At 41.1% G+C, this 21,142-nt stretch carries 24 protein-coding genes; 16 read left to right on the forward strand and 8 right to left on the reverse strand.

The window, feature by feature from the left end; all coding sequences use genetic code 11:
- Window positions 1-149: 149 nt before the first annotated feature.
- Window positions 150-515 carry a DOPA 4,5-dioxygenase family protein gene (locus NSTC731_RS28810; RefSeq protein ID WP_445627939.1) on the forward strand — a complete coding sequence of 122 codons (366 nt, stop codon included), beginning with the start codon at window positions 150-152 and terminating at the stop codon, window positions 513-515.
- A gap of 552 nt (window positions 516-1,067) precedes the next feature.
- Window positions 1,068-2,471, forward strand: a complete 1,404-nt coding sequence (locus NSTC731_RS28815; protein ID WP_445627940.1) for a hypothetical protein — start codon at window positions 1,068-1,070, stop codon at window positions 2,469-2,471.
- A gap of 249 nt (window positions 2,472-2,720) precedes the next feature.
- On the opposite strand, the gene NSTC731_RS28820 is transcribed toward NSTC731_RS28815, so the two are convergent.
- The 5 genes from NSTC731_RS28820 to NSTC731_RS28840 form a co-directional block, all read right to left on the reverse strand.
- Entirely contained in the window at window positions 2,721-3,614 is an 894-nt protein-coding gene (locus NSTC731_RS28820; RefSeq protein WP_445627941.1) for a WD40 repeat domain-containing protein, read from the reverse strand.
- Window positions 3,584-7,903, reverse strand: coding sequence for an nSTAND1 domain-containing NTPase (locus NSTC731_RS28825; protein WP_445627942.1), 4,320 nt, complete (start codon window positions 7,901-7,903; stop codon window positions 3,584-3,586). The genes NSTC731_RS28820 and NSTC731_RS28825 overlap by 31 nt, the downstream gene beginning before the upstream one ends.
- Window positions 7,879-9,210, reverse strand: coding sequence for a P-loop NTPase fold protein (locus NSTC731_RS28830; RefSeq protein WP_445627943.1), 1,332 nt, complete (start codon window positions 9,208-9,210; stop codon window positions 7,879-7,881). The genes NSTC731_RS28825 and NSTC731_RS28830 overlap by 25 nt, the downstream gene beginning before the upstream one ends.
- A gap of 635 nt (window positions 9,211-9,845) precedes the next feature.
- A complete protein-coding gene (locus NSTC731_RS28835; RefSeq protein ID WP_445627944.1) occupies window positions 9,846-10,703 on the reverse strand; it encodes an SDR family oxidoreductase in 858 nt (285 codons plus the stop codon).
- Between the two features lie 85 nt (window positions 10,704-10,788).
- Window positions 10,789-11,019, reverse strand: a complete 231-nt coding sequence (locus tag NSTC731_RS28840) for a hypothetical protein (protein WP_445627945.1) — start codon at window positions 11,017-11,019, stop codon at window positions 10,789-10,791.
- Between the two features lie 531 nt (window positions 11,020-11,550).
- Between NSTC731_RS28840 and tatC the strand changes: the two genes are divergently transcribed.
- Genes tatC through NSTC731_RS28865 form a run of 5 tightly spaced genes read left to right on the forward strand, consistent with a single transcriptional unit; the run spans window position 11,551 to window position 14,760 of the window.
- Window positions 11,551-12,345: a twin-arginine translocase subunit TatC gene (tatC, locus tag NSTC731_RS28845; RefSeq protein WP_445627946.1), complete on the forward strand. Its 795-nt coding sequence runs from the start codon at window positions 11,551-11,553 to the stop codon at window positions 12,343-12,345.
- A gap of 44 nt (window positions 12,346-12,389) precedes the next feature.
- Complete coding sequence (locus NSTC731_RS28850; RefSeq protein WP_445627947.1) at window positions 12,390-12,818, forward strand: hypothetical protein; 429 nt, start codon at window positions 12,390-12,392, stop codon at window positions 12,816-12,818.
- Complete coding sequence (locus NSTC731_RS28855) at window positions 12,815-14,029, forward strand: Nramp family divalent metal transporter (protein ID WP_445627948.1); 1,215 nt, start codon at window positions 12,815-12,817, stop codon at window positions 14,027-14,029. The genes NSTC731_RS28850 and NSTC731_RS28855 overlap by 4 nt, the downstream gene beginning before the upstream one ends.
- A gap of 46 nt (window positions 14,030-14,075) precedes the next feature.
- On the forward strand, window positions 14,076-14,444 hold the full coding sequence (locus NSTC731_RS28860; RefSeq protein ID WP_445627949.1) for a hypothetical protein: 369 nt from the start codon (window positions 14,076-14,078) through the stop codon (window positions 14,442-14,444).
- Window positions 14,434-14,760: a hypothetical protein gene (locus NSTC731_RS28865; RefSeq protein WP_445627950.1), complete on the forward strand. Its 327-nt coding sequence runs from the start codon at window positions 14,434-14,436 to the stop codon at window positions 14,758-14,760. Before NSTC731_RS28860 ends, NSTC731_RS28865 begins: the two co-directional genes overlap by 11 nt.
- A 182-nt stretch (window positions 14,761-14,942) precedes the next feature.
- Here NSTC731_RS28865 and NSTC731_RS28870 read toward each other — a convergent pair whose 3' ends face one another.
- The gene (locus NSTC731_RS28870) at window positions 14,943-15,251 is read right to left on the reverse strand and encodes a DUF3067 family protein (protein WP_322710417.1); all 309 of its coding nucleotides are present in this window, start codon (window positions 15,249-15,251) and stop codon (window positions 14,943-14,945) included.
- Between the two features lie 229 nt (window positions 15,252-15,480).
- Here NSTC731_RS28870 and petC point away from each other — a divergent pair, with 229 nt between their 5' ends.
- The 6 genes from petC to NSTC731_RS28900 all read left to right on the forward strand — a co-directional run bounded on the left by petC (window position 15,481) and on the right by NSTC731_RS28900 (window position 19,488).
- Window positions 15,481-16,020: a cytochrome b6-f complex iron-sulfur subunit gene (gene petC, locus NSTC731_RS28875; RefSeq protein ID WP_289797433.1), complete on the forward strand. Its 540-nt coding sequence runs from the start codon at window positions 15,481-15,483 to the stop codon at window positions 16,018-16,020.
- Between the two features lie 98 nt (window positions 16,021-16,118).
- Window positions 16,119-17,120 (forward strand): cytochrome f, encoded by a 1,002-nt coding sequence (gene petA, locus NSTC731_RS28880; protein WP_445632195.1) that lies wholly within the window; start codon window positions 16,119-16,121, stop codon window positions 17,118-17,120.
- A 374-nt stretch (window positions 17,121-17,494) separates the two neighbouring features.
- Window positions 17,495-18,088, forward strand: coding sequence for a pentapeptide repeat-containing protein (locus tag NSTC731_RS28885; RefSeq protein WP_445627951.1), 594 nt, complete (start codon window positions 17,495-17,497; stop codon window positions 18,086-18,088).
- Window positions 18,089-18,142: 54 nt separating this feature from the next.
- A complete protein-coding gene (locus NSTC731_RS28890; protein ID WP_445632196.1) occupies window positions 18,143-18,445 on the forward strand; it encodes a pentapeptide repeat-containing protein in 303 nt (100 codons plus the stop codon).
- 112 nt (window positions 18,446-18,557) lie between these two features.
- Entirely contained in the window at window positions 18,558-18,680 is a 123-nt protein-coding gene (locus NSTC731_RS28895; protein WP_445627952.1) for a hypothetical protein, read from the forward strand.
- Between the two features lie 121 nt (window positions 18,681-18,801).
- On the forward strand, window positions 18,802-19,488 hold the full coding sequence (locus tag NSTC731_RS28900) for a Uma2 family endonuclease (protein WP_445627953.1): 687 nt from the start codon (window positions 18,802-18,804) through the stop codon (window positions 19,486-19,488).
- Window positions 19,489-19,570: 82 nt separating this feature from the next.
- Here the strand turns inward: NSTC731_RS28900 and NSTC731_RS28905 are convergent, their stop codons facing one another.
- Together NSTC731_RS28905 and NSTC731_RS28910 are read right to left on the reverse strand one after the other, a co-directional pair.
- Window positions 19,571-19,768 (reverse strand): DUF6887 family protein, encoded by a 198-nt coding sequence (locus NSTC731_RS28905; protein WP_335116743.1) that lies wholly within the window; start codon window positions 19,766-19,768, stop codon window positions 19,571-19,573.
- On the reverse strand, window positions 19,752-19,895 hold the full coding sequence (locus tag NSTC731_RS28910; RefSeq protein ID WP_445627954.1) for a DUF6888 family protein: 144 nt from the start codon (window positions 19,893-19,895) through the stop codon (window positions 19,752-19,754). The genes NSTC731_RS28905 and NSTC731_RS28910 overlap by 17 nt, the downstream gene beginning before the upstream one ends.
- 143 nt (window positions 19,896-20,038) lie before the next feature.
- Here NSTC731_RS28910 and NSTC731_RS28915 point away from each other — a divergent pair, with 143 nt between their 5' ends.
- From NSTC731_RS28915 to NSTC731_RS28925, 3 genes are read left to right on the forward strand one after another with little or no spacing between them, the layout of a single operon-like run.
- Window positions 20,039-20,533, forward strand: coding sequence for a helix-turn-helix domain-containing protein (locus NSTC731_RS28915; RefSeq protein ID WP_445627955.1), 495 nt, complete (start codon window positions 20,039-20,041; stop codon window positions 20,531-20,533).
- A gap of 11 nt (window positions 20,534-20,544) precedes the next feature.
- On the forward strand, window positions 20,545-20,784 hold the full coding sequence (locus NSTC731_RS28920; protein ID WP_445627956.1) for a hypothetical protein: 240 nt from the start codon (window positions 20,545-20,547) through the stop codon (window positions 20,782-20,784).
- 5 nt (window positions 20,785-20,789) lie between these two features.
- Window positions 20,790-21,098, forward strand: coding sequence for a transposase (locus NSTC731_RS28925; protein ID WP_445627957.1), 309 nt, complete (start codon window positions 20,790-20,792; stop codon window positions 21,096-21,098).
- Window positions 21,099-21,142: the final 44 nt, after the last annotated feature.

A 21,142-nucleotide genomic window follows, 5' to 3' on the forward strand; every position in this document is an offset into this window, starting at 1 on the left:
GGCGTAGCCCACACTTCTGGTGTGTCCGCTTTAGCTTGCTTAAGAGGAGGGGTACGACTTGGCTCAGTGACCATCGTAGACATCTCTTTTTTAGTAAGAAATAAAAAGTCCGCTATCCAAAATTAGAGTTGAGATCGAAAAGTGGATCTATGGAAAAAGATACTATTGAGATCGTTGGTTTTCATGCTCATGTTTACTTCGATCCTGCGAGTCGGGATGCAGCTGCGCGTGTACGTGAAGGATTAGGCGCTAGGTTTGAGGTGAAACTCGGACGCTGGTTTGACAAGCCCATCGGCCCCCATCCAAAAGCGATGTATCAAGTTGCTTTCTTACCGAATCAGTTTGAGAAAGTCGTTCCTTGGTTAATGCTCAATCGTGAGGGATTGGATATTCTCGTTCATCCTGAGACAGGGGATGCTGTGGCAGACCATGCAGTTCATTCCCTATGGTTAGGAGAAAAGCTAGATTTAAATATTGAGTTTCTTCAACAGCTTAGTCCGACTTTATCCAATTAAGAAAAGTAAACGACGTAGTTGGGTAAAAGTTTTGCTTTGAGGCGTGAAACTTTTTCTATTGTGACTAATTCTGGTGAAGTTGAAAAAGTCCAATTTCCCAATAAATACAGGTTTCAGGCTATGTGTAGGCGCTTTAGCGGTTTGCTGCAAGTGCAATCAAGGAAAAATAAGAATTGGTATTCAACTCTTAAGTATCTAGGCATAATAAATTTCAAGTTTGTAGTAAGGACTTTAGTCCTGATAATCCTTGCTCTGAGCGATTTATCGCTCACTACAAACTAGGAGTTTATTTTATATTTAATTATGTCTACCTACTTAATTGCAGAGAACTGTTTATTAAGACTTTGATTAAAAATAGAAGTAATATCAAGTCCGCTTAATTAGTTTTAATTCCCGAATCTATGGAGCCCAAAAGCCCCTCTCCTCTGCCCCTCTGCCCCTCTGTTCCCCTGCTGCCTTAATGATAAGTCTTTAACCGGACATGATATAAGACATCCGTTTTGCAGAATGCTATGCTGTTAAGCAGCATTCTCATAAAAATAAATTTGTCTGATGAAAAATATGTCTGCGAAAGGAAAAAATGCAAGCATTTCCCAATTCGGCAAAGCTAATTTCAGAGTTACGAAGAAACAGATTTTATTTAGTACTCTTGTTTTCTGCTTTGGTTTGCTGGGACTAAGTGGTTTCTGGTTTAAATCCAGATATAGATTTGATAATCAGATGAATGTAAAACTACAAGAATTATCTAATGTCGATTATCCAGCCAATCCTGCACCATTAGGAAAAAATTTTAAAAGATATTCTAATCGAAAATTAACACTTATTAAGAAAGATGATACACATTTCGATTTCGTACTGGAAGCAACAGATAAAAACACGGCAAAAATAGTTATAAAAAATATTGATTTAGAGCTATTGGTTCCTAAAATACCTGAATGGGTTAAGAAAGATCGAGGTTTAGAAACAATAGCTTTTACAGATAGGGAATGGAACAGGCAACAGATTAGTTTTCCTGCTAATTCAAAAAATATAGAAATTGTTGGAGGAGATGGTTTTGAAAAGCAAAATATTGTAGAGATAGCTTTGGCTAATAATTGCTTAAATGCCGGATTTTGGGAAATTTTACTTTTTAATAAAGAGGATAATAACAAATCCCTTTATTATCAAAGTTGGTTTACTTTCCCAATTGGACATTACAAAAATATTTTTGAAAAAATTAATAAGATTTCATATTGGCAGCATTGGTGGAAATTAGAACACTGGCAAGATCCGAGTGGCACAATAGTCAAAACTAATCTTTTAAGAAATGTAATAGATCAAAAAGAAGTTGCTACTCAGTTCCCCCTTGATGAGAGGATAATTGTATCAGGAGAGCAAAGTAGAAAAGTTAGAACTACACTAGCGACCAACATCAGCAAATGGAGAGATTTTTACGACGTTAAAAATGAAGTTAGGTTTGCAAGTTTTCGAGCGCCAGGATTTTACGATCAAAATAAGCCTTGGGGAAATCAATACTGGAGAATAGGTAAATTTGATAAAGCCATTTTAAGAAATATTAAACCGATTGGTGTGGAACAAAATTTACAGGAAATTGAGTTAGGATTCACAGATACCAAGACTGGTGAACAAAATAAATTATTCATTAGTGGCATTAATCTGAAAACGCTTCCTCAATTGTCTGTAGCAGATTATTCCAAAGGCTTATATATGCCGATGGGAATTGGGATACCTCCTTTTTATCAAAGCTATGAAGAATTAACTAAAAATCATCCAGATGTCAGCCCTTATTTCAGTTTTTTACTAGATTCACAGGGGCGATGGATAGATCATCACCACTTAGCAGTTGATGGTTCAGTGATGCACCTTGATAAAGATAACTCAAATCTTTTGCATCTTTACTTGCTATCCTACGAAAGAAATACTTTAATAGCTCATTTTTTGATCGATTTAACATAGTTATAGCTGTTATCGGTTGAGTAAGGTATAAAAATATTACTTACCTCCTTCATAACAAGCGAAGAGGCGGCTATGATATACGTTACTTTTACTATTATCTAGTCATCAGATAATGCCTCTTTTAAGAAACCAGATTTTCTGAGAGATTTTGTTACTTTAGGGAGAAAAAATTAATCAAATATTCAACTAGCAAAAGGAAAACTGATTGGGAAAGCCTGAAAATCATTCATGAAGTCGATTAATTTCAAATCACCTACTAGAACACAAGGCGCGATCGCTCTTAATTACTTTCTGGTTAGTCTGCAAATAATCATGTAGCAAATCGCAACCGCGTGCCAGTAATTTATCCAGTTGGATATCTGCTAAATCTCGGAAAATTACTGTGCCATTACCACTACCCGCAGCCAGAGTCTTCCCGTCATGGCTGAAACTGACGCTGGTTAACTCATCTTTATCGCCTTTCAAAGCAATCAGCAACGTTCCTGCTCGGTTCCAAATCCTCACTTTGTCATCACTGCTAGCTGCTAAAGTTTTGCCATCGGGGCTAAAACTGACACTGATAAAACTATCGCCATCGCCTGTGAGAGTATCTAGTAAATTCCCGTCTCGATTCCAAATCTTCACCGTGCTATCAATACTAACTGAAGCAATGCTTTGACCATCAGGCGACCAAGCAACTCCATTTACCCGGCGGCTATGACCAATTAATGTGTATAGCAATTTACCCTCTATAGTCCAGATTTTCACGGTTTTATCATCGCTGGCTGAGGCTAGCAACTTGCCATCGGGGCTAAAGCTTACCCAATTCACCGCTTCTTGATGTCCCTGCAAGGTATTAAGTAGTTTACCTTGGCGACTCCAAAGTTTTACTATTTTATCTTTACTAGCGGAGGCAATTATTTGACTGTCAGGCGACCAAGCTACACTCAAGACGGTCTCATTATGACCCTGTAAGGTTTTGAGTAGTTGACCGTCACCACTCCAAAGTTTTACTGTTTTATCTTTACTAGCCGAGGCAATTACTTGACCATCGGGCGACCAAGCTACACCCCAAACTTGACCCTGATGCCCTGTGAATGTACGCAGTAGTTTACCGTCTCGACTGAAAAGTTTTACAGTTTTGTCTCGGCTTGCTGCTGCCAAGGTGCGATATCGCTTGGGCTAAAACTGATGCTAGTTACCCAGTCATCATTATCCGCTTTCGGCTTTCGCAATAACACATCGTCCCAATGCCAAAGTTTAATAGTTTTGTCCCGACTGGCGGAAGCAAGGGTGCGACCGTCTGGGCTGAAGCTGACACTGTTAACCCAATTATTATGTCCCTTCAGGGTTCCCAGCAACACACCTTCAGAACTCCAAAGTTTGATTGTCTCATCAGTGCTTGCGGAAGCGATCGTGTTACCATCGCGGCTAAAACTGACGCTGGTAACTCCAGCACTATGCCCCGATAAGGTTCGCAGTAGCTTACCTTCCAGATTCCACAGCTTGATTGTCTGGTCTAAACTAGCAGATGCAATTGTTTTCCCATCAGGCGACCAAGCTACGCTTTTGACTGCATCCTCATGTCCCTGCAAGGTTTTGAGCAGTTTACCATCGCGGCTCCACAGTTTCGCCGTCTTATCAGCACTCCCAGAAGCTAAGGTTTGACCATCATTTGACCAAGCCACACTCAAGACTGCACCATCATGTCCCTGCAAAGTTTTGAGCAGCTTACCATCGCGACTCCACAGTTTCACTGTTTTGTCTGTACTCGCTGAAGCAATAACCTGGCCATCTGGGCTGAAACTCACACTATTCACTACACCTTGATGTCCTAATAAGGTAGCAAGCAGTTGACCCTCTCGACTCCAAAGTTTTATCGTCTTGTCTTGACTGGCGGAAGCAATGATTTGACTATCTGGGCTAAAACTGACGCTATTAACTACATCTTCATGCCCCGACAAGGTTTTGACCAAACTACCATCGGGACGCCAGAGTTTGATTGTAGTATCCGCACTGGCTGAGGCAATTAAAGAGCGATCGCTGCTGAATATAGCACTATTGACGCCAGATACATGCCCGTCCAAGCGGTTATATTCTCTGACCCCTGAAACAGCTTGATAAAGCGCCGTCTGTACTTGTTCTCTTGTATTGGAATCTACCCAGACTGTTTGTTGTAATTTTCTCCCTGCTTTTAAACTTTCTTTTAAGGCATCAATACCTTTTTGGGAGGCAAAGAGAGCTTCACTGGATGCACTGAGAGTTTTAATTTCGCTATCTACTGCTGTGACGATGGAAACACTTAATCCGAAGATGGCGAGAACGGAAGCGGTGAGAGCAATTTTCAGCGAACGATTTAATTGAGCTTCACTAAGTCTTTGTTTCTTTTGACTTTCTGCAAGTTTAGCTGTTAACTCTTTTTCTTTGAGTTCAGCTCGTAATTGCTCAATTTCTAACTGGCTTAATTCTTCTCGTTTGTGTAATTCTCGCAATTCCGTTAATAAGTCTAATCCCTGTTGGGGATGAGAATCTACCAATTTAGAACGCTGCTTATTCTGACTAAGTTCGCTTTTAAGTCGCTCAATCTCAGCTTTACTTTGTTCTACTTTGTAGCGCAACTGATTTAGTTGTACTTGTAAGCTCGATTCTTGTTGTTGCAGGTAGCGAATCAAGTCTACTAAATAATCGTGAATCAGTTGATAGCGTTCTGGGACATCAGGAAAGAGAACGACTAAACCGGAGCGCACTAAAATTTCTAATACTAACTCTAATTTGTCAGCATCTTCTAACTCTCCTAGCTGTGCCGCTAACTCAGCACGAGTTTTAAAAGGTCGGTTGTTGCTTTCATCTGTTAATAAGTATAAGACGAGTAACGCGGCTCGTTCATTTTCTGGGCCGCAGTCTTTAATTAGTTCCTTGATATATCGTTCGATGAGTTTGTTCGGTCTATATGGCTGATATTCTTCTAGGGTAGTAATGCGCTCATCTTGAATTTGCGCTCCGACAACTTGTAATTCAATGGGACGGACTTCTCCAAATTCTGTAGATAAATCTTCGATTAAAGCATCAATTAAAGCGGGTTCTAAATTAAACTGCGATCGCTCGGTCAATTTTTGGATAATTGCTTTAGCATATTCTGGCGAAAAATTATTTAACTGGTAACGAATATGTTTGTCGAGAATATTATTATTAATCGCTTCCAGTGCCGAGAGATGTTTAAAGTCTAATAAACGATGTAAATAATCTTCTCGCAAAGAAAGGATGACTTTGACAAAAGGTATATTGAGGCAATCGCTAATAAATTTATCAAACTCTTGCTTTTGATTGCGATCGCTATAACCAAAGAAAAATTCTTCAAATTGGTCAAAAATTAAAACTGTAATCAAATGGCGATCGGCATTTTCTTGGAGTTGTTGTAAAATGCTAATGGTGAACGGTGTACCAGAGTAAGGTAAAGTCTCTGATTCAATGGCTGCTTCTGGCTTAATATCAGCGTAAATCGCCAGGGATGCGTCACTAGACACCGCCTCACTTAAAGATTTCCCTAATTCCCGTGCCCAATCGGTATAAACTTGCAGTACCACAGGCACGGCTATTTGATCGCCAATGGCTCGATTTTGCAGCGCTGGAACTAAACCCGCCGTTACAGTGGAACTCTTACCCACCCCCGATTGACCGTGAATCACCGTCAACTTTTGATCGGCGCGGCTAATTCTGCCAATTAAGTTATTAATATCACGTTCTCGACCAGAAGCCGCAATTTCTAAAGCAACGCTACTACTTCCAGAAGGTGACATCAATGCTGGGTTTGTCGCCTGTCTTTGAGGTTGCAAGCGCCCTGCACCAATAAAAGCCCGAAAACCATACTGCTGCTCAACAGAACGCCGTTTCTGTCGAATGTAATAGGCTTCTAAATATCGCCCTTCTTCAAAGTAGAGCGATCGCAGTCTCCGCAATAAGCGAATATAACGATGGGCATCGTATTGATGGGCACTGCTTTCTAAAGCTGCTGGCAGTTCTTTTGTCGCCTTATCTAAGTATTCACGAGCGATTACTAGCTCGCCGATATTTCGCTGTGCTTTCGCCAACACTAAATAGTAAATCTGCGCCAATAATAACGGAAAAAAGCAGTTATAAGGGTCGTTCTGCTTTTGCGCCTCACCTAATTTCAGCAGCGATACGTGTGCTAAGATACTCGCCTGTACCCACCGCGACTGCTGCACAGCTACTTGCGCCAAAAAACCGTAGTCACAAGCTAATTGGATTTGACTACCATAAGTTTGATGTAACTCCAAAGACTTTTGGGCAACTGTCTGCAATTCTTCCCACTCTTGCAGATATTGCAAAACCTCAGCAAGTTGATTAATAAATCCAGCAACTATATCTAAACGCCCAGCCACCTGCAAAATATTCAAGCACTGCTGAAAATAAGATTTAGCAGTGTACCAATGGCGGCGGTTTTCTATTTGATTTTGCTCTGCAAAACGGCAGTAACACAGCCCAATATAAAACAGCAAAATTCCCTGTCGCAGCAGTAGAGGAGATGGACGAGATGGAGGAGATGAGGAAGAAAATACTTCTTTATCCCCCTGATTTCCCCCTGCTTCCCCTGCACCTCTGCTCCCCTGGTTACTGAGCGTAGTCGAAGTATGCTCCTCTGCTTCTTCTGTCTGTGTCAACTTTTGCCAAACTTGCAAGCTTTGCTGAAAATGGACTAAACCTGTATTGATGCGATCGCTAATATAATTATCTAGACCAAAAACAAATTCTAAACTAGCGTGTAGTTCTGGCTCTAAGGTAATACCACGATTGTGCAACTCTCTAATGGCAAAGTGGAGTTCATAACTATGTTCCCAGACTTGCTCGACAGTGGAATAATGCTTTGCAAGTTGAGGAGGTTGGTGTTGTGCAGCATCGTTTGCTAACACTGTGGCAAATAAAGAGTCAGTTTCCTGTTGCAGAAATTGCAGCAGTGATTGAGTTGTCATTTCAAACCGAATTGGTGTCGCCGCCCAACTAGCAAAATCTGGTGCTAAACGCGCTACCTTTTGCAACACTTCGTCATTCACCCAGACAATCATCGGAAATGGGTGGCGTTTGCGAAATTCATCCCGAATATGATTAATAGACCTCAGGAAATCGTCGAGTCCATCTACTGACTCTAAACCCAAAATCATCAACGCCGATGGCGGATTAGCTTCGGTTAGCAGTTGTAAATGAATACTTGTATAAAGACTTCTGGCATTATGCGGCAGAATTACCTTTTGAATGCGGTGTACTCCTGAAGAAATTTCTTCGAGTCGTTGCAGCATTTGCTCTTGCAAAACTCGATAATTGCAGCACACCAAAACCAGGGAAAATTGACCGCTAGAAAGGGTAATTGCTCTCCCCAAACTCCGTAAAGCCCGCTCGTTAGCTGCTCTGATATCTACTTGTGCGTGTCGCTCAACCATGATTTAAATTTTTCCGTCTCTGCTAAAACTGGGTTGACGGCAAACCAAGCTCCCTGATGATCGCGATATTCAAATACAAATAGACTTCGCAAGAGGGTGTGGTATTCTATATCACCTCTAACTCGTTGCTGTTGCACTACCTGAAAGATTAATTCCCACTCTTGAGGGTCGATAGCGTTGGCTCGGTAATCCCGTTGTCTTTGAATTACCAGTTCGACACATTCCCGGTCAAAGGGTGGATCTTGTTCTCGCAGACAGTCAAACAGTAAACCTAATAAGTCGCGTACATGACCACCACTTATCAGGCACAATCGGTCTAAGGTTTCTAAACTATCAAACACCTCTGTAATTAAGCCTAACCGATCGCTAGGTAAAATGTCTGGAAAAGCTCTAGCTAGCACCATTTGCCGCATCATTGCTAGCCCTTGGGGAAAAATCTCACCAGAGCGCAAACGCACAGGTATCATCGGTAACATTTTTGGGGCAACTCCACCCCCCAAACGATGCTGAAGTTCGGCGCTATCGTTGGAGAAAGTTAAGGCTAAAGGAATAGTATAGACTACATGACAATTCAGTTTGCGTAATTGTTCGCCACGCTGAATAAATAAATATTCTGGCAGCGATCGCCCCGATGGTAAAGGTCGAATTGCAACTCGATCCAAGTTATCAACAATTACCACCAATCCTTTTTTACCCTTGGTTTTGAGTTCTTTGTTGGCAGGTTCTAGTAATTCTTGATTAATTGACTGTAAAATATTTGCGGTTCGCGGTTCTAAATAATCTCTTAACCGCCGTCGCAATTGGGGACTTTCTTTTGTTTTCGCGGTAATTTTGGCAATCCCTACAGACAATTCTGCTTCTACCCCAACGTCAATTGGCGTTTGCAAGAAATCTACAACTTCACCAAACAACTTGCTAAAGTAGCGAGGCTTGAGCCTAATTTTCATCGCTTCTAGGCTTTCACTCACCTGTCCAGCGATCGCTAACAAAATATCAGTCACATCCACATCAGCCATTTCTAAGACATGAGTAGACTCAAAGTAAACTACATGAAATTGCTGCGCTTCTAACTCAGCTTTCAGGCGCAACAACTCCGTTGATTTTCCACAACCGAGATGTCCGGTAAATAGTTGACAGGTTGGTGTATCTGGCGATATTTTAGCGATCGTGCGCTGCAAAGCTTCGATAATTTTGCCACCCCGCACCGCAGCAAAATCGATATAGTACCTGCGATCGCTAGCGTTTCCTATAATTAGAGGTCTGCTCGGATTGCAAGCTTGATAAAATCTTTCTAAATCTAGGAGCATAACTAATCAAGTTCACTCAAAAATGGGGATGCAAAAATTTACTAGATAAATATATTGATTTTAGGTAATTTATGCCTTATTTTAATCAAACTACTAACTAAACTAGCAGCATTCCGGATAATTGATTATATCTATAGTTCGATATAGCACATATTAATGGTGATGTTTTAGTTAAAGTAAGCAAAAATACTAGTATAAGTACAAATAGCAAAAATATCTAAAATAAAATAAGGTACTCTTATGAATATTAAAAATATCCAACACAAAAAAAGGTACTGTTAAGTACAATTTTGTCGCCCTTTTGAACTGATCATCAGCTTGATTTATTAACGAGCTTTCATTAATTTTACAAAAAAATAATCTAAAATTCTTATAGAATAAGGCTTTTAACAAAAACGTTGCTTAAGCTAACTATGAGTTCAAAGTCACTTTTTGACTAGATTTTGCTTCTGGTTCTGAAATCAGCACGATTTTATTGATGAAAATTATGATTTTGTCGATAAAAATATGATTTTATTAATGAAAACCATAATTTTGTTGATGAAAATCATGATTTTGTGATGAAAACCATGATTTTGTTAACGACAGCCTTTGCATTCAGAGTGACAACCTCTGAAGTATTGACAACCAGGAATCTACAGCCCCATTGAGTATAAAATTATCTTGTCATGTAGCCGATCGGGCAAAATATGCTTGATCAGCGCTCCAATTTTGGCATCTTGTCCAACAAGATAGCGCGTCTTGGGTTTTTTTGCAGTCAGCGCATGGACAACAACTTGAGCCACAATATCCGCAGAAATTCCTTTAGATGCAATAATCTGCATTTTCTTGCGGACAATATTCATCGCTTGTCCGTAGAGATTGTGTGCCGTTTCGGGTAGATCCTGCTGTGCTACTTCAGATTGACTCAGAGACTTGTCCCAAATTGGGGTAGCAATAGAACCAGGTTCAACAATTGAAACCGAGATTCCCCAAGGTCGTAACTCCATCCGCATCACATCAGTGAGTGCTTCCAAAGCAAATTTAGAAGCATTATAAGCGCCCAAAAACGGCGTTGGACTCCTACCAGCAATGGAACCCATATTGATAATTCGACCCCGACTTTGGCGTAGAAGACCAAGAAATGCTTGTGTCACAGCTAATTGTCCGGTGACATTAACCTGCATCTGGTGTTGAAATTCAGCGATCGCTAATAATTCTAACGGGCCAGGAACAGCAATTCCGGCATTATTCACTAAACCTAAAATCCCCACACCACCAACTGCATTTGTTACCGTATCAACCGCAGCTGCGATCGATTCAGCGTCAGTAACATCTAAAAAAATCGGAATCAGCCTTGGCGATCCTTTCTGTTTAAGTGTTTGAGCATCAACATCTTGACGCACTCCAGCAAAAACAGAGAAGCCCAATTGATCTAATAGCAAAGCACACGCTTGACCAATTCCTGTTGAGGCTCCTGTAACCACCACTGTACGTTGATTTTCTACAACCATTAATTTTCTTTGATGATGGGGCTGCCGTAATTACGAATTACGTTAACGTAACGGGGCGTAGCCCATTACGCACAACGAATTAGTATCAATCTTTGCAAGTGCCAGCACGAAGACAATCTTCGGTTTGGTCATCTCTAGCCGATATTCGCCACGGCAAGATGCGTAACTGAGCATTTGTACTGTTAGCAATTAGAGTAGCTATTGTGGGATACTGGTTTTTAACAATTGCCACGTCGCTACTAGAAGTATTGCCTAGCCCAACATTGTATAAATAAACAGGCAATGCCATGAGGGCAATGCAAATTATCCGGTTCATACCCAACCTCAGCTAACAATTTCCGATTACCATCTGTATAGATGCCACCTAAATGAACCGGATTTTTAAAACTGAGTATTAAGTGTTGATGTTGTGCTAATTTACTCAGCGCAGTGGTCTGTCAAGTTTAAATTGATGGGTAAGCTAGTTCGTAGTCAGGACTTTAGTCCTTCATTCTCTAAACACTCAAGTGCTTACTACAAACTTATCAAAACCAATAAGACAGACTACTAGCCGCAGAGACATGATTTCTAATTTATCGGTTCCACCCTTTTTTATTTTAGGTTAGGCATTGCCTACAAGATGTCTTCCCACTAACTTATGCAGATGCAAACCCAAAAAACAGGACAAAAAACCCACAGCACCCAAAAACATATCTTAGTAGCTGCATTCCCCAGATAAAATAATGAAGAGTCCTGAGTCACCAAAATGGTCGATGACCGACAAAAAAAGATACAATCCCTAAATTTATTTATGGCATTGTTAATTTTTAATTTTTAATTTTTAATTTTGAATTCGGAGCGAAGCGAAGTGACGCCTTCACAAGACGTAGATACTGTAAACGTTCCTAACCTCGACCCAGAAGGATATGGCAACTCAGACACCGATCCGCTTGATGAGTTGCCTGGTGAAGTCGAAATGTCCCTTTTCGACCATCTAGAAGAATTGCGGCAACGGATTTTCTATTCGTTGATTGCCGTAGCAGTGGGCATTATTGGCTGTTTCTTTGCCGTTAAACCGATTGTCCAGTTACTTGAGGTTCCAGCACAAGGAGTAAAATTTCTCCAACTTGCACCTGGAGAATATTTCTTTGTCTCCCTGAAAGTTGCAGCATACACTGGCATCGTACTTACTAGTCCTTTCATTCTTTACCAGATTATCCAGTTTGTGCTTCCAGGACTGACTCGCCGCGAACGCCGTTTACTGGGGCCTGTGGTTTTGGGTTCGAGTGTGCTATTTGGAGCAGGTTTAGTATTTGCCTATTTACTTCTTATCCCCGCAGCCTTGAAATTTTTCATCAGCTACGGAGCAGATGTAGTCGAACAACTTTGGTCAATTGATAAATATTTTGAATTTGTGCTGCTACTGTTATTCAGCACAGGTTTAGCATTTCAAATTCCGATTATTCAACTGTTGCTCGGTAATTTGAATATTGTCTCGTCAGAACGAATGGTTTCTGGTTGGCGTTACGTGATTATGGGAGCAGTAATTTTAGGAGCCGTCCTCACACCTTCTACTGACCCCTTGACTCAAAGTCTTTTAGCGGGAGCAGTTTTAGCGCTTTATTTCGGCGGTGTTGGATTAGTCAAGCTTACAGGTAAATAACATTTGGAATCGGTTCTCAGGAGGGCTACGAAGACGGACATCTGATGAAAAAGATATTTATAGGTTATTTATTAGGGTTGACATTATTAACCGCTTGTAGCGAAGCAGCCACAGATAAGCTTACACAAGAACTACAAACTGTAAAATCATGGACAGCTACAAGCAAAATGGTTGCTGATGCTTGGGTACGAGGTGCTGTACCAAAGGTCTATGCAAAACAAACACTCAAAAAAGCACAGCAAGAGTTGCAAACAGAAACCGACAACATCGCCCAAATAGAATCATCTACAGCGATTCCCCAGCCCTACAAGTTAGCACTTTTAGGTCATATTAAACGGTTAGCAAAAATCACAGAGCAAATGTCAACCGCAGTCGAACAAGAAAATCATTCTGTAGTGGCACAAAGACTTAAGGATTTATCGCTAGAAGGACAAACGCTAGACTCGCAACTACCACAGCAGAATAAACCATGAAGAAAATTTTTGAAATCGCGCTGGGGATTGTGACTAGTATAGGTGGCTTCTTGGATGTGGGTGCGATCGCTACAGCAGCCGAGGCTGGATCTATTTTCGGCTTTCAACTAATCTGGGCGATTATCCTGGGTACAATTTGTGTGATTTTTTTGGTAGAAATGTCTGGGCGGTTAGCAGCAGTTAGCAAACATACTTTAGCTGCTGCGGTGCGCGAACGTTTTGGATTTAATTTTTATATTATTCCACTGATTGCAGAAGTCGTAGTTGATTTTCTAGTGTTAGCAGCGGAAATTGGTGGTGTTTGCATTGCCTTACAACTGCTAACAGGGATTAGCTTTCAGTGGTATGCTTTACCCGTTGCCTTTGCAATTTGGTTGCTAATTTGGTATGGCAACTTTGGCATTATTGAAAATGGTATTTCCGTATTAGGCTTGGTGACACTAGTTTTTGTTGTCGCTACTTTTAAGTTGCATCCATCTCTAACACAACTTGGCAGTGGTTTGTTGCCAACTCTGCCACAACAAGATACCGCTCATTATTTATATCTTGGAGTTGGGATTTTGGGGGCTTTGATTAGCCCCTATTTATTTTACTTTTACTCATCTGGGGCAGTCGAAGATAAATGGGATGAAGAGTATATCGGTGTAAATCGTGCAGTTGCCGGTTTAGGGATGAGCTTTGGTAGCGTCGTATCGCTAGGGGTGCTGATTGTGTCAGCATTGGTACTCAAACCCAAAGGCGTTGAGGTAGATAGCTACGAACAAGCGGCGTTGATGTTGACAGAAACTTTTGGTTACTGGGGCTTTGTACTATTTGCGGCGTCCTTGGGCATTGCTTGCTTTGGTGCAGCACTGGAGGTGACTCTCGACACAGCTTATATTGTTGCTCAATCCTTTGGTTGGAATTGGGGCGAAAATCTGAAACCAAAAGATGCCGCCCGCTTTAGTTTGGTCTACACTGTGTTTGTCTTTCTCGCTTCTTTATTAATGGTATTTGGAATCGACCCGTTGCAATTGACTTTGTTTTCAATGGCGATTACAGCAGTGATTTTGCCGCCTGTGATTGTGCCATTTTTGGTATTGATGAATGATGAATTATATGTTGGCAAGTATCGCAACGGTTGGATAAGTAATAGTGTTGTCATCTTTACAATTGTGCTGACATTCGTGTTAGCGATCATTGCTATCCCACTAGAAATTCTCGGAGGGTGATCGCTGCTGTGCGTTCTTGTTAATCATCAACTGGAAGTGAAAGAAAATGGACATTATTAGAGATGTACTCGATAACCAATTAGTTGACAGCGATCGCCGCCATCTGGGTAAAGTCGATGGAATTGTCATCGAGTTACGCGATGGAGAACCGCCACGACTCACTTATATCGAAACTGGTATGACAATTCTTGCACGACGTATTCATCCACGTTTAGGCAGGTGGGTAGCAGCAATTGAAAGTAGCTGGGGTGCTAAACAAAGCGAACCCTTGAGAATTCCGTGGTCAAAAGTGCGGGATGTTGGTATTGATGTCGAAGTCGAGATTGAAGCTGACCAAACTTCGGCATTAGCTTATGAAAAATGGCTTCAGAAACACATTATTGGCCGAATTCCAGGGGCAGAACATGGTAAGTGAAATTCATCTGGAATTACTACTAGGCAAACAAGTATTGGATTCAACTGGTAAACCCGTCGGACGCATTGAGGAAGTACGTGCCGAACAGCAAGGTGAAGAATGGGTTATTCAGGAATATCTAATTGGAACCACTGCGATGTTAGAAAGACTATCGGCTTGGGCAATTGGGTTGAGAATCTTACATTTTCTTGGGGCACACAAGATCCGCAGTGGCTATACAATATCTTGGGAGCAGCTAGATTTAACTGACCCTGAAAAGCCTCGTTTGCTCTGTACCTTAGATGATTTAAAAGCATTAGAGACTTCCAAAAAATAAAAATCTAACGTATGTTTGACTGCTCTGGCTATCAAGCAGTTTCACGAAATATGAGAGCTATGGAACTTGCGATCGCTTCTCTGAGTTGCATTTAAGGCTCAAGCCGATTTTTTTCAAAGTATTTTTGCATAAAAAATACTGTAATTAAGGAAGAAATTGATTAAAGTTAATCAAATAATTGGTCACAATATCCATTCCGAAGAACGTTCGCCCAAATCTAGAGGGATGCTGACAGCCTTGCCAAGCCGGGGGCGATCGCGGGTTTGGGCAATAAAAGTTTGTACCTGTGTTGACCCACCCAAGGCATGAAGATAATTGGCAATGCGATCGAGATGTTCTTGGTACTCCGCCTCACTCAAGGGAAAAGAAGCTTGCTCTAGATATTTCCACATTACTTGCAAAAATATCTTTCCCTGTGTCCGCCGGAACTGGACATCGTAAGAATATCCCCACTTATCAAGCAACATCTGGCGTAATTCCTGTCCTGTCATAGCTTTTCTCAATCAGATTTTACATTTAGTTATGATGTTAAGTTCCGTGACTCCAGTATGATAAGGATATAAAGAAATGTAATGCTAACAGAAAAGATGCTTTTTATATCTTGGAACAAAGAATTATGGCATCGTTGTCAGCGCTAGCATTTCGACTTAGACAAGAGTTGCTCAAGTACTAGTACTTTTGTCAAAATGCTTAACAAAATACACAAAGAGCGCGTAGATTATGGCTCAATTTTCTGAATCAGCAGACGTGCCCGATATGGGGCGTCGTCAGTTCATGAATCTGCTCACTTTTGGGACTGTCACTGGAGTAGCTCTGGGTGCATTGTATCCCGTTGTCAAGTACTTTATTCCACCAGCAGCAGGTGGCGCAGGTGGCGGTACAACAGCAAAAGACGAGCTAGGTAACGATGTTAGCGTCACTAAATTTCTAGAAAATCGGAATGCAGGCGATCGCAACCTAGTCCAAGGACTAAAGGGAGATCCTACCTATATTGTGGTAGACAGCAAAGAGGCGATCAAAGATTATGGCATTAACGCCATCTGCACCCACTTAGGTTGTGTGGTTCCCTGGAACGTTGCTGAGAACAAATTCAAGTGTCCTTGTCATGGTTCTCAGTATGACGAAACTGGTAAAGTTGTTCGGGGCCCAGCACCTCTGTCTCTGGCTTTAGCCCATACCAGCGTCAACGACGACAAAATCGTTTTAACCCCTTGGACTGAAACCGACTTCCGCACAGGTGATGCACCTTGGTGGGGTTAATAATTTTGTCCTTAGTCATTTGTCCTTTGTTCAGGGCTTAATGACTAATGACTAATGACCAATGACTAATGACTAATTCAATTGTCGCCCTTATAGAGATGAGAAATGTTTTCCTAACAGCGAGGTTAACTCGCAGTGCTAGAGCGATTGTAAAAACATTGCTCATAGCGATCGCTACTGTGACATTTTACTTCACCAGCGATCTAGCCCTTCCCCAATCAGCTGCCGCCTATCCTTTTTGGGCACAGCAAACCTATCCCGAAACCCCCCGCGAACCAACAGGGCGAATTGTTTGTGCCAACTGTCACCTAGCCGCCAAGGTTACAGAAGTGGAAGTTCCCCAATCGGTGCTACCTGACACTGTATTCAAAGCTGTGGTGAAAATCCCCTACGATCTAAGCGCTCAGCAAGTTGGTGCCGATGGTTCTAAGGTTGGCTTGAACGTCGGTGCAGTACTGATGCTACCTGAAGGCTTTAAGATTGCTCCTGAAGACCGTCTTTCCGAAGAACTTAAAGAAGAAGTTGGCGACACTTTCTACCAACCCTACAGCGAAGACAAAGATAACGTCGTCATCGTCGGCCCATTACCTGGCGAACAGTATCAGGAAATCGTCTTCCCAGTTCTTTCTCCCAACCCCGCAACCGACAAAAACATCCACTTCGGTAAATATTCAGTTCACGTAGGTGGTAATCGGGGACGCGGACAAGTTTATCCCACTGGCGAAAAGAGCAATAACGCTGTTTACAACGCTTCCGCTACTGGCACAATTACCAAGATTGCCAAAGAGGAAGATGGAGACGGTAACGTTAAATATTTAGTAAACATCCAACCCGAATCAGGTGATGTTGTTGTTGATACGATTCCTTTAGGGCCAGACCTGCTTGTTTCCGAAGGTCAAGCAGTTAAGACTGGTGATGCTTTGACCAGCAACCCGAACGTCGGTGGATTCGGTCAAACAGATGGAGAAATTGTATTGCAAGACGCTTCTAGAGTCAAATGGATGATTGCATTCGTCGCTCTTGTAATGTTGGCTCAAGTTATGCTCGTGCTGAAGAAGAAGCAGGTTGAAAAAGTTCAAGCTGCTGAGATGAATTTCTAAATTCTTTGCTAAATCATTCATTATTTGTAGGACAGGCATATTGCCTGTCTTTTTTTATATGTTATATCAGGTTTGGTTAAACACTTAAATTATAATATCTGTAAGTTGGGCTGAGAAACAAAACCCAACATTTGATCCTTGTTTATGTTGGGTTTTACTGCCGTTTAACCGAACCTACATTGATAGATTTTATTATAATTAATCACGCGAGCTTGATATTAGTTACACAAAGCCTGGAAATGTAGGACTTAACAGCTAGTAAAGTTTGATGGTAAATGCTTTAAACCACAAAAGATATCTTTTTGAAAAAGGATTTATGGAACAATCAATGTTTATAAAAAAATCTATTGATAAGTCAATGTAATTTGCTAATTATGGATGCTAAGGAACTAATTCAACGTTATGCTGCTGGTGAAAGAGACTTCACAGGAATTAGGATCGAAGGAAACGGTCTAGACAATTCTGATTTACCAGGAATTATTCTTAGAGACGCTATGCTATACACCATCAATCTACGGAATGCCAATTTAGAAAGTGCTGTTCTAGATGGTGCGCGATTGGATCTCGCTGATTTAGAAGAGATTAATCTTGAGGGTGCTAGTTTAGTTCAAGTTAGTTTGGATGAAACAATTCTGTCAGGAGCAAATTTATATAATGCTGATTTGAGGGGTGCAGGATTACTGGAAGCCAGTTTGAACGATGCTGATTTGAGAGAAGCCAATCTCGAAGGTGCAACAGCTTTCTCTGCTTTTTTTAGTCATGCAAACCTTCGAGGGGCGAACATGAAGGGGATTGATCTCACATCGGGGTTTTTAGAGGGAGCTACGCTCAGAGGAGCCGACCTAAGTCAAGCTAATCTGAGCTATGTGAGATTAAATGGGTGTATCTATGACTCAGAGACAATATTCGACAATTGTATTTTTCCACCAAATCCAGTAGAGTCTCCAAGAACTTTGTCTAGCGATTAGATTTACCCAATACTAGTAGCTGAAGGAGCTATACAGATTGCTGCTGGCGCTCAACTGCAAGGGTTGGATCTAAGAAATACTGATTTAAGCGATGCTGACTTGAGTACAGCAAACTTAAGTCAGGCTAATTTGAATGGTGCTGACCTCAGTGGTGCGTCCCTCTTTCAAGCCAATCTCGAAGGTGCAGATTTAGATTATGCGGATTTGACCGACGCAGACCTTGAGCAAGCTAGCCTAATTGATGCCCAGATGAGAATGGCTATTTTTGGCAATACCATTATGCCTGATGGGACTATACGCGATGATAGTTGTGCGGAAGAAGAGGTTGAAGACGAAGAAACTGTGCATGAGACTTAGATAATTTATATCCAAATTCCCTTTGGGAGGATATGTACTTAGTCAAAAATATTTATATTAACTTATGGAAGTCCCTAATGTTTACGAAGCTAATGAAAATGAAGGCATTATCATGAGCCTTTTTCTTGACTTGCTGATGAAGGATGGTATGCAGAACCCTTCTAAACTTGTTCCTTATACCCAAGAAATGAGCGATGAAATGGATGATTTACTAGGTGATGTAGCTATAAATTAATGGCTGCATTTACTTGTGATGGATGGCAGACTTTTTTATACTCAAAACTTGAAGCTTCTATTTAGCTAAAGAATTCAGATGCTAAATTTAATCTAGCCCTAGTTGAGTTGAGGTACTACCCATGACAGCCTCAGTAGAATATATCCCCGTTACCCCAATTGAATATCCAGATGAGGACGGTAAGCCGATGGCTGAAGGTGATATCCAGTTCAGTTACTTGGCTTATGCAATAAATGCACTACAGATTTATTTCCAAAATCACCCAGATGTATACGTCGCTGGTAATCTATTTATTTACTACGAAAAAGGTTATCCAGAATCGGTTGTCGCACCAGATGTATTTGTGGTCTTTGGAGTAGAAAACCGTGACAGACGCTCTTACAAAACTTGGGAAGAAAATAATCAAACCCCAGCTTTTGTTCTAGAGATTACCTCAAAAACCACCCGCAGCAAAGACCAAGGTACAAAGAAAGGAATTTACGCTTTTCTAGGAGTACGTGAATATTTCCAATATGATCCTACAGGCGATTATCTCAATCCCCAACTTCAGGGTTTACAGTTGGTTGATGGAAATTATTTCCCAGTGGCAGCCAATACCTTACCAGATGGTACAGTGTCTCTACGCAGTGAAGTTTTGGGGCTAGAGTTGCGTCTAGAAGCAGGAAAACTACGTTTTTACAATTCAGCTACAGGTCAAATACTGTTAACTCATGAAGAGGAAGCATCAGCACGACAAGCCGCAGAAGAGAAAGCGCAAAGATTAGCTGCTAAACTTCGAGAATTAAATATCGATCCAGATAGCCTTTAGCTAAATCCGGTAGTGTTAACAAAATAATAAGGTGAGTATGATTTACCCACCCTAATTATGCTTACTGAATTAGACAATAATCTCAAAGTTCTCCATTAATCTTACGCCTGATAATTTCCATTTGGGCTTGCATATCAGCTTCTGTCACAGGCATGGGATACTTTGGAGAATTAGGATCGCGTTTGCTCATTAAAAAACGTAGAGCTTCAATATCTTCACGGTTTTCTACGACATAAGCTCTCAACTCTGTAAAACTCATTTGCTCATAATTCTGGTTCATTGACAAAATCCCAGATTCCATTACTCAAAACTATGATTTGAACTTCATCTTCAGCTAGGATGTAAACTTGCCCGGTTGTGTCGTCAAATCGAAATAAGCGGATGTCTTTGTAAAGATTTAACAGCATTTGACAAACCGTACACAAGCTAAGGCTTGCTCTGTTGTTAGTAAAATACTTGTACTGAGCTTTGTCGAAGTAAACGCTCCTGATACCAATTCTGTATGAAGCTGCGCTAAATTGTGGAAAAGGGTGTATTTGGTAAAAGTGTAATGGGTCGGAGATTGATAGTTGAAATTAAAGAGAGCCAAGAAGAATTACAAAAAGCAGTGAAATATGCGCTAGAAGCTAGTAGCAAAGAGAGATTACAAATGCTCAACTGGCTAAAAACAGGACAGGTTACAAGTAGGCGATCGCTGGCAGCGTTGTTAGGGAGAGATGAGGCAACAGTAACTCGTTGGCTAAAAAAATACAAGGAATTAGGATACAAAGGCTTACTAGAGGTGAAACAGGCACCAGGAAAACAGCCAATTGTCAGTGGCGAGAATTTAGAACGTTTAAAAAAAAGATTATCCGAACCACAAGGATTTCAAAGTTACAGTCAGATTCAACAATGGTTAATGGCGGAATTAGGACTAAATGTTGCTTATAAAACGGTATACCAATTAGTGAGATATCAACTTGGTGCCAAGCTGAAAGTTCCGCGTCCTCAAAGCACCAAACAACATCCAGACAGTCTATCTCACTTTAAAAAAAACTGCCTCTAGCACTCAAATTCTTGCAGGAGGAATTTGGCGAAGGGAAAAGATTGAGGTATTTATGTCAGGATGAAACACGTTTAGGATTAAAGACAATTACCGGACGTTTAATTACAGCTAAGGGAGTTAAACCTGTAGGTTTAAGTCAATGGCAACGCGAAAATTTTTATTTATATGGAGTTGTAGAACCTCTAAGCGGATACAGCTTTTTCTACGAATTCCCTTACCTTAATGGGGAAGCAGTTTTCAAAACTTCTTAGAGTTGTTGTCTGCTGATCTTGGTGATGATAGTGCCGTAATTCAGTTCGACCGAGGTTCTTTTCACAAAGCGAAAACTCTCGATTTTCCAGATAACATTATCCCGCTCTTTCAGCCTCCTCACTCTCCTGAACTCAACCCGATTGAGCGGTTTTGGGAATTTCTCAAATCTCAACTCCAATGGGAAAACTGTAAAACACTCTCACAACTACAGCAAAAGTTAACTGATGCCCTCAAAGAAATTACACCTTCCATGATTGCCTCTCTTACTTCTTACAATTTTATCCTTGAAGCCTTATTTAGCGCAGCTTCATAAAGAATTGGTATCACTACTAATATAGGGTGAGCAATGCCCACCCT

It is taken from the genome of Nostoc sp. DSM 114167, from assembly GCF_052692655.1.

Bases quoted from the DNA above. Each gene is read 5' to 3' on its own strand.
- NSTC731_RS28810 (WP_445627939.1), top strand. From the start codon at position 150: ATGGAAAAAGATACTATTGAGATCGTTGGTTTTCATGCTCATGTTTAC.
- NSTC731_RS28815 (WP_445627940.1), top strand. From the start codon at position 1,068: ATGAAAAATATGTCTGCGAAAGGAAAAAATGCAAGCATTTCCCAATTC.
- NSTC731_RS28825 (WP_445627942.1), bottom strand. From the start codon at position 7,903: ATGGTTGAGCGACACGCACAAGTAGATATCAGAGCAGCTAACGAGCGG.
- NSTC731_RS28830 (WP_445627943.1), bottom strand. From the start codon at position 9,210: ATGCTCCTAGATTTAGAAAGATTTTATCAAGCTTGCAATCCGAGCAGA.
- NSTC731_RS28835 (WP_445627944.1), bottom strand. From the start codon at position 10,703: ATGGTTGTAGAAAATCAACGTACAGTGGTGGTTACAGGAGCCTCAACA.
- NSTC731_RS28840 (WP_445627945.1), bottom strand. From the start codon at position 11,019: ATGAACCGGATAATTTGCATTGCCCTCATGGCATTGCCTGTTTATTTA.
- NSTC731_RS28850 (WP_445627947.1), top strand. From the start codon at position 12,390: ATGAAAAAGATATTTATAGGTTATTTATTAGGGTTGACATTATTAACC.
- NSTC731_RS28855 (WP_445627948.1), top strand. From the start codon at position 12,815: ATGAAGAAAATTTTTGAAATCGCGCTGGGGATTGTGACTAGTATAGGT.
- NSTC731_RS28860 (WP_445627949.1), top strand. From the start codon at position 14,076: ATGGACATTATTAGAGATGTACTCGATAACCAATTAGTTGACAGCGAT.
- NSTC731_RS28865 (WP_445627950.1), top strand. From the start codon at position 14,434: ATGGTAAGTGAAATTCATCTGGAATTACTACTAGGCAAACAAGTATTG.
- NSTC731_RS28870 (WP_322710417.1), bottom strand. From the start codon at position 15,251: ATGACAGGACAGGAATTACGCCAGATGTTGCTTGATAAGTGGGGATAT.
- petC (WP_289797433.1), top strand. From the start codon at position 15,481: ATGGCTCAATTTTCTGAATCAGCAGACGTGCCCGATATGGGGCGTCGT.
- petA (WP_445632195.1), top strand. From the start codon at position 16,119: ATGAGAAATGTTTTCCTAACAGCGAGGTTAACTCGCAGTGCTAGAGCG.
- NSTC731_RS28885 (WP_445627951.1), top strand. From the start codon at position 17,495: ATGGATGCTAAGGAACTAATTCAACGTTATGCTGCTGGTGAAAGAGAC.
- NSTC731_RS28895 (WP_445627952.1), top strand. From the start codon at position 18,558: ATGAGCCTTTTTCTTGACTTGCTGATGAAGGATGGTATGCAGAACCCT.
- NSTC731_RS28900 (WP_445627953.1), top strand. From the start codon at position 18,802: ATGACAGCCTCAGTAGAATATATCCCCGTTACCCCAATTGAATATCCA.
- NSTC731_RS28905 (WP_335116743.1), bottom strand. From the start codon at position 19,768: ATGAACCAGAATTATGAGCAAATGAGTTTTACAGAGTTGAGAGCTTAT.
- NSTC731_RS28910 (WP_445627954.1), bottom strand. From the start codon at position 19,895: ATGCTGTTAAATCTTTACAAAGACATCCGCTTATTTCGATTTGACGAC.
- NSTC731_RS28915 (WP_445627955.1), top strand. From the start codon at position 20,039: ATGGGTCGGAGATTGATAGTTGAAATTAAAGAGAGCCAAGAAGAATTA.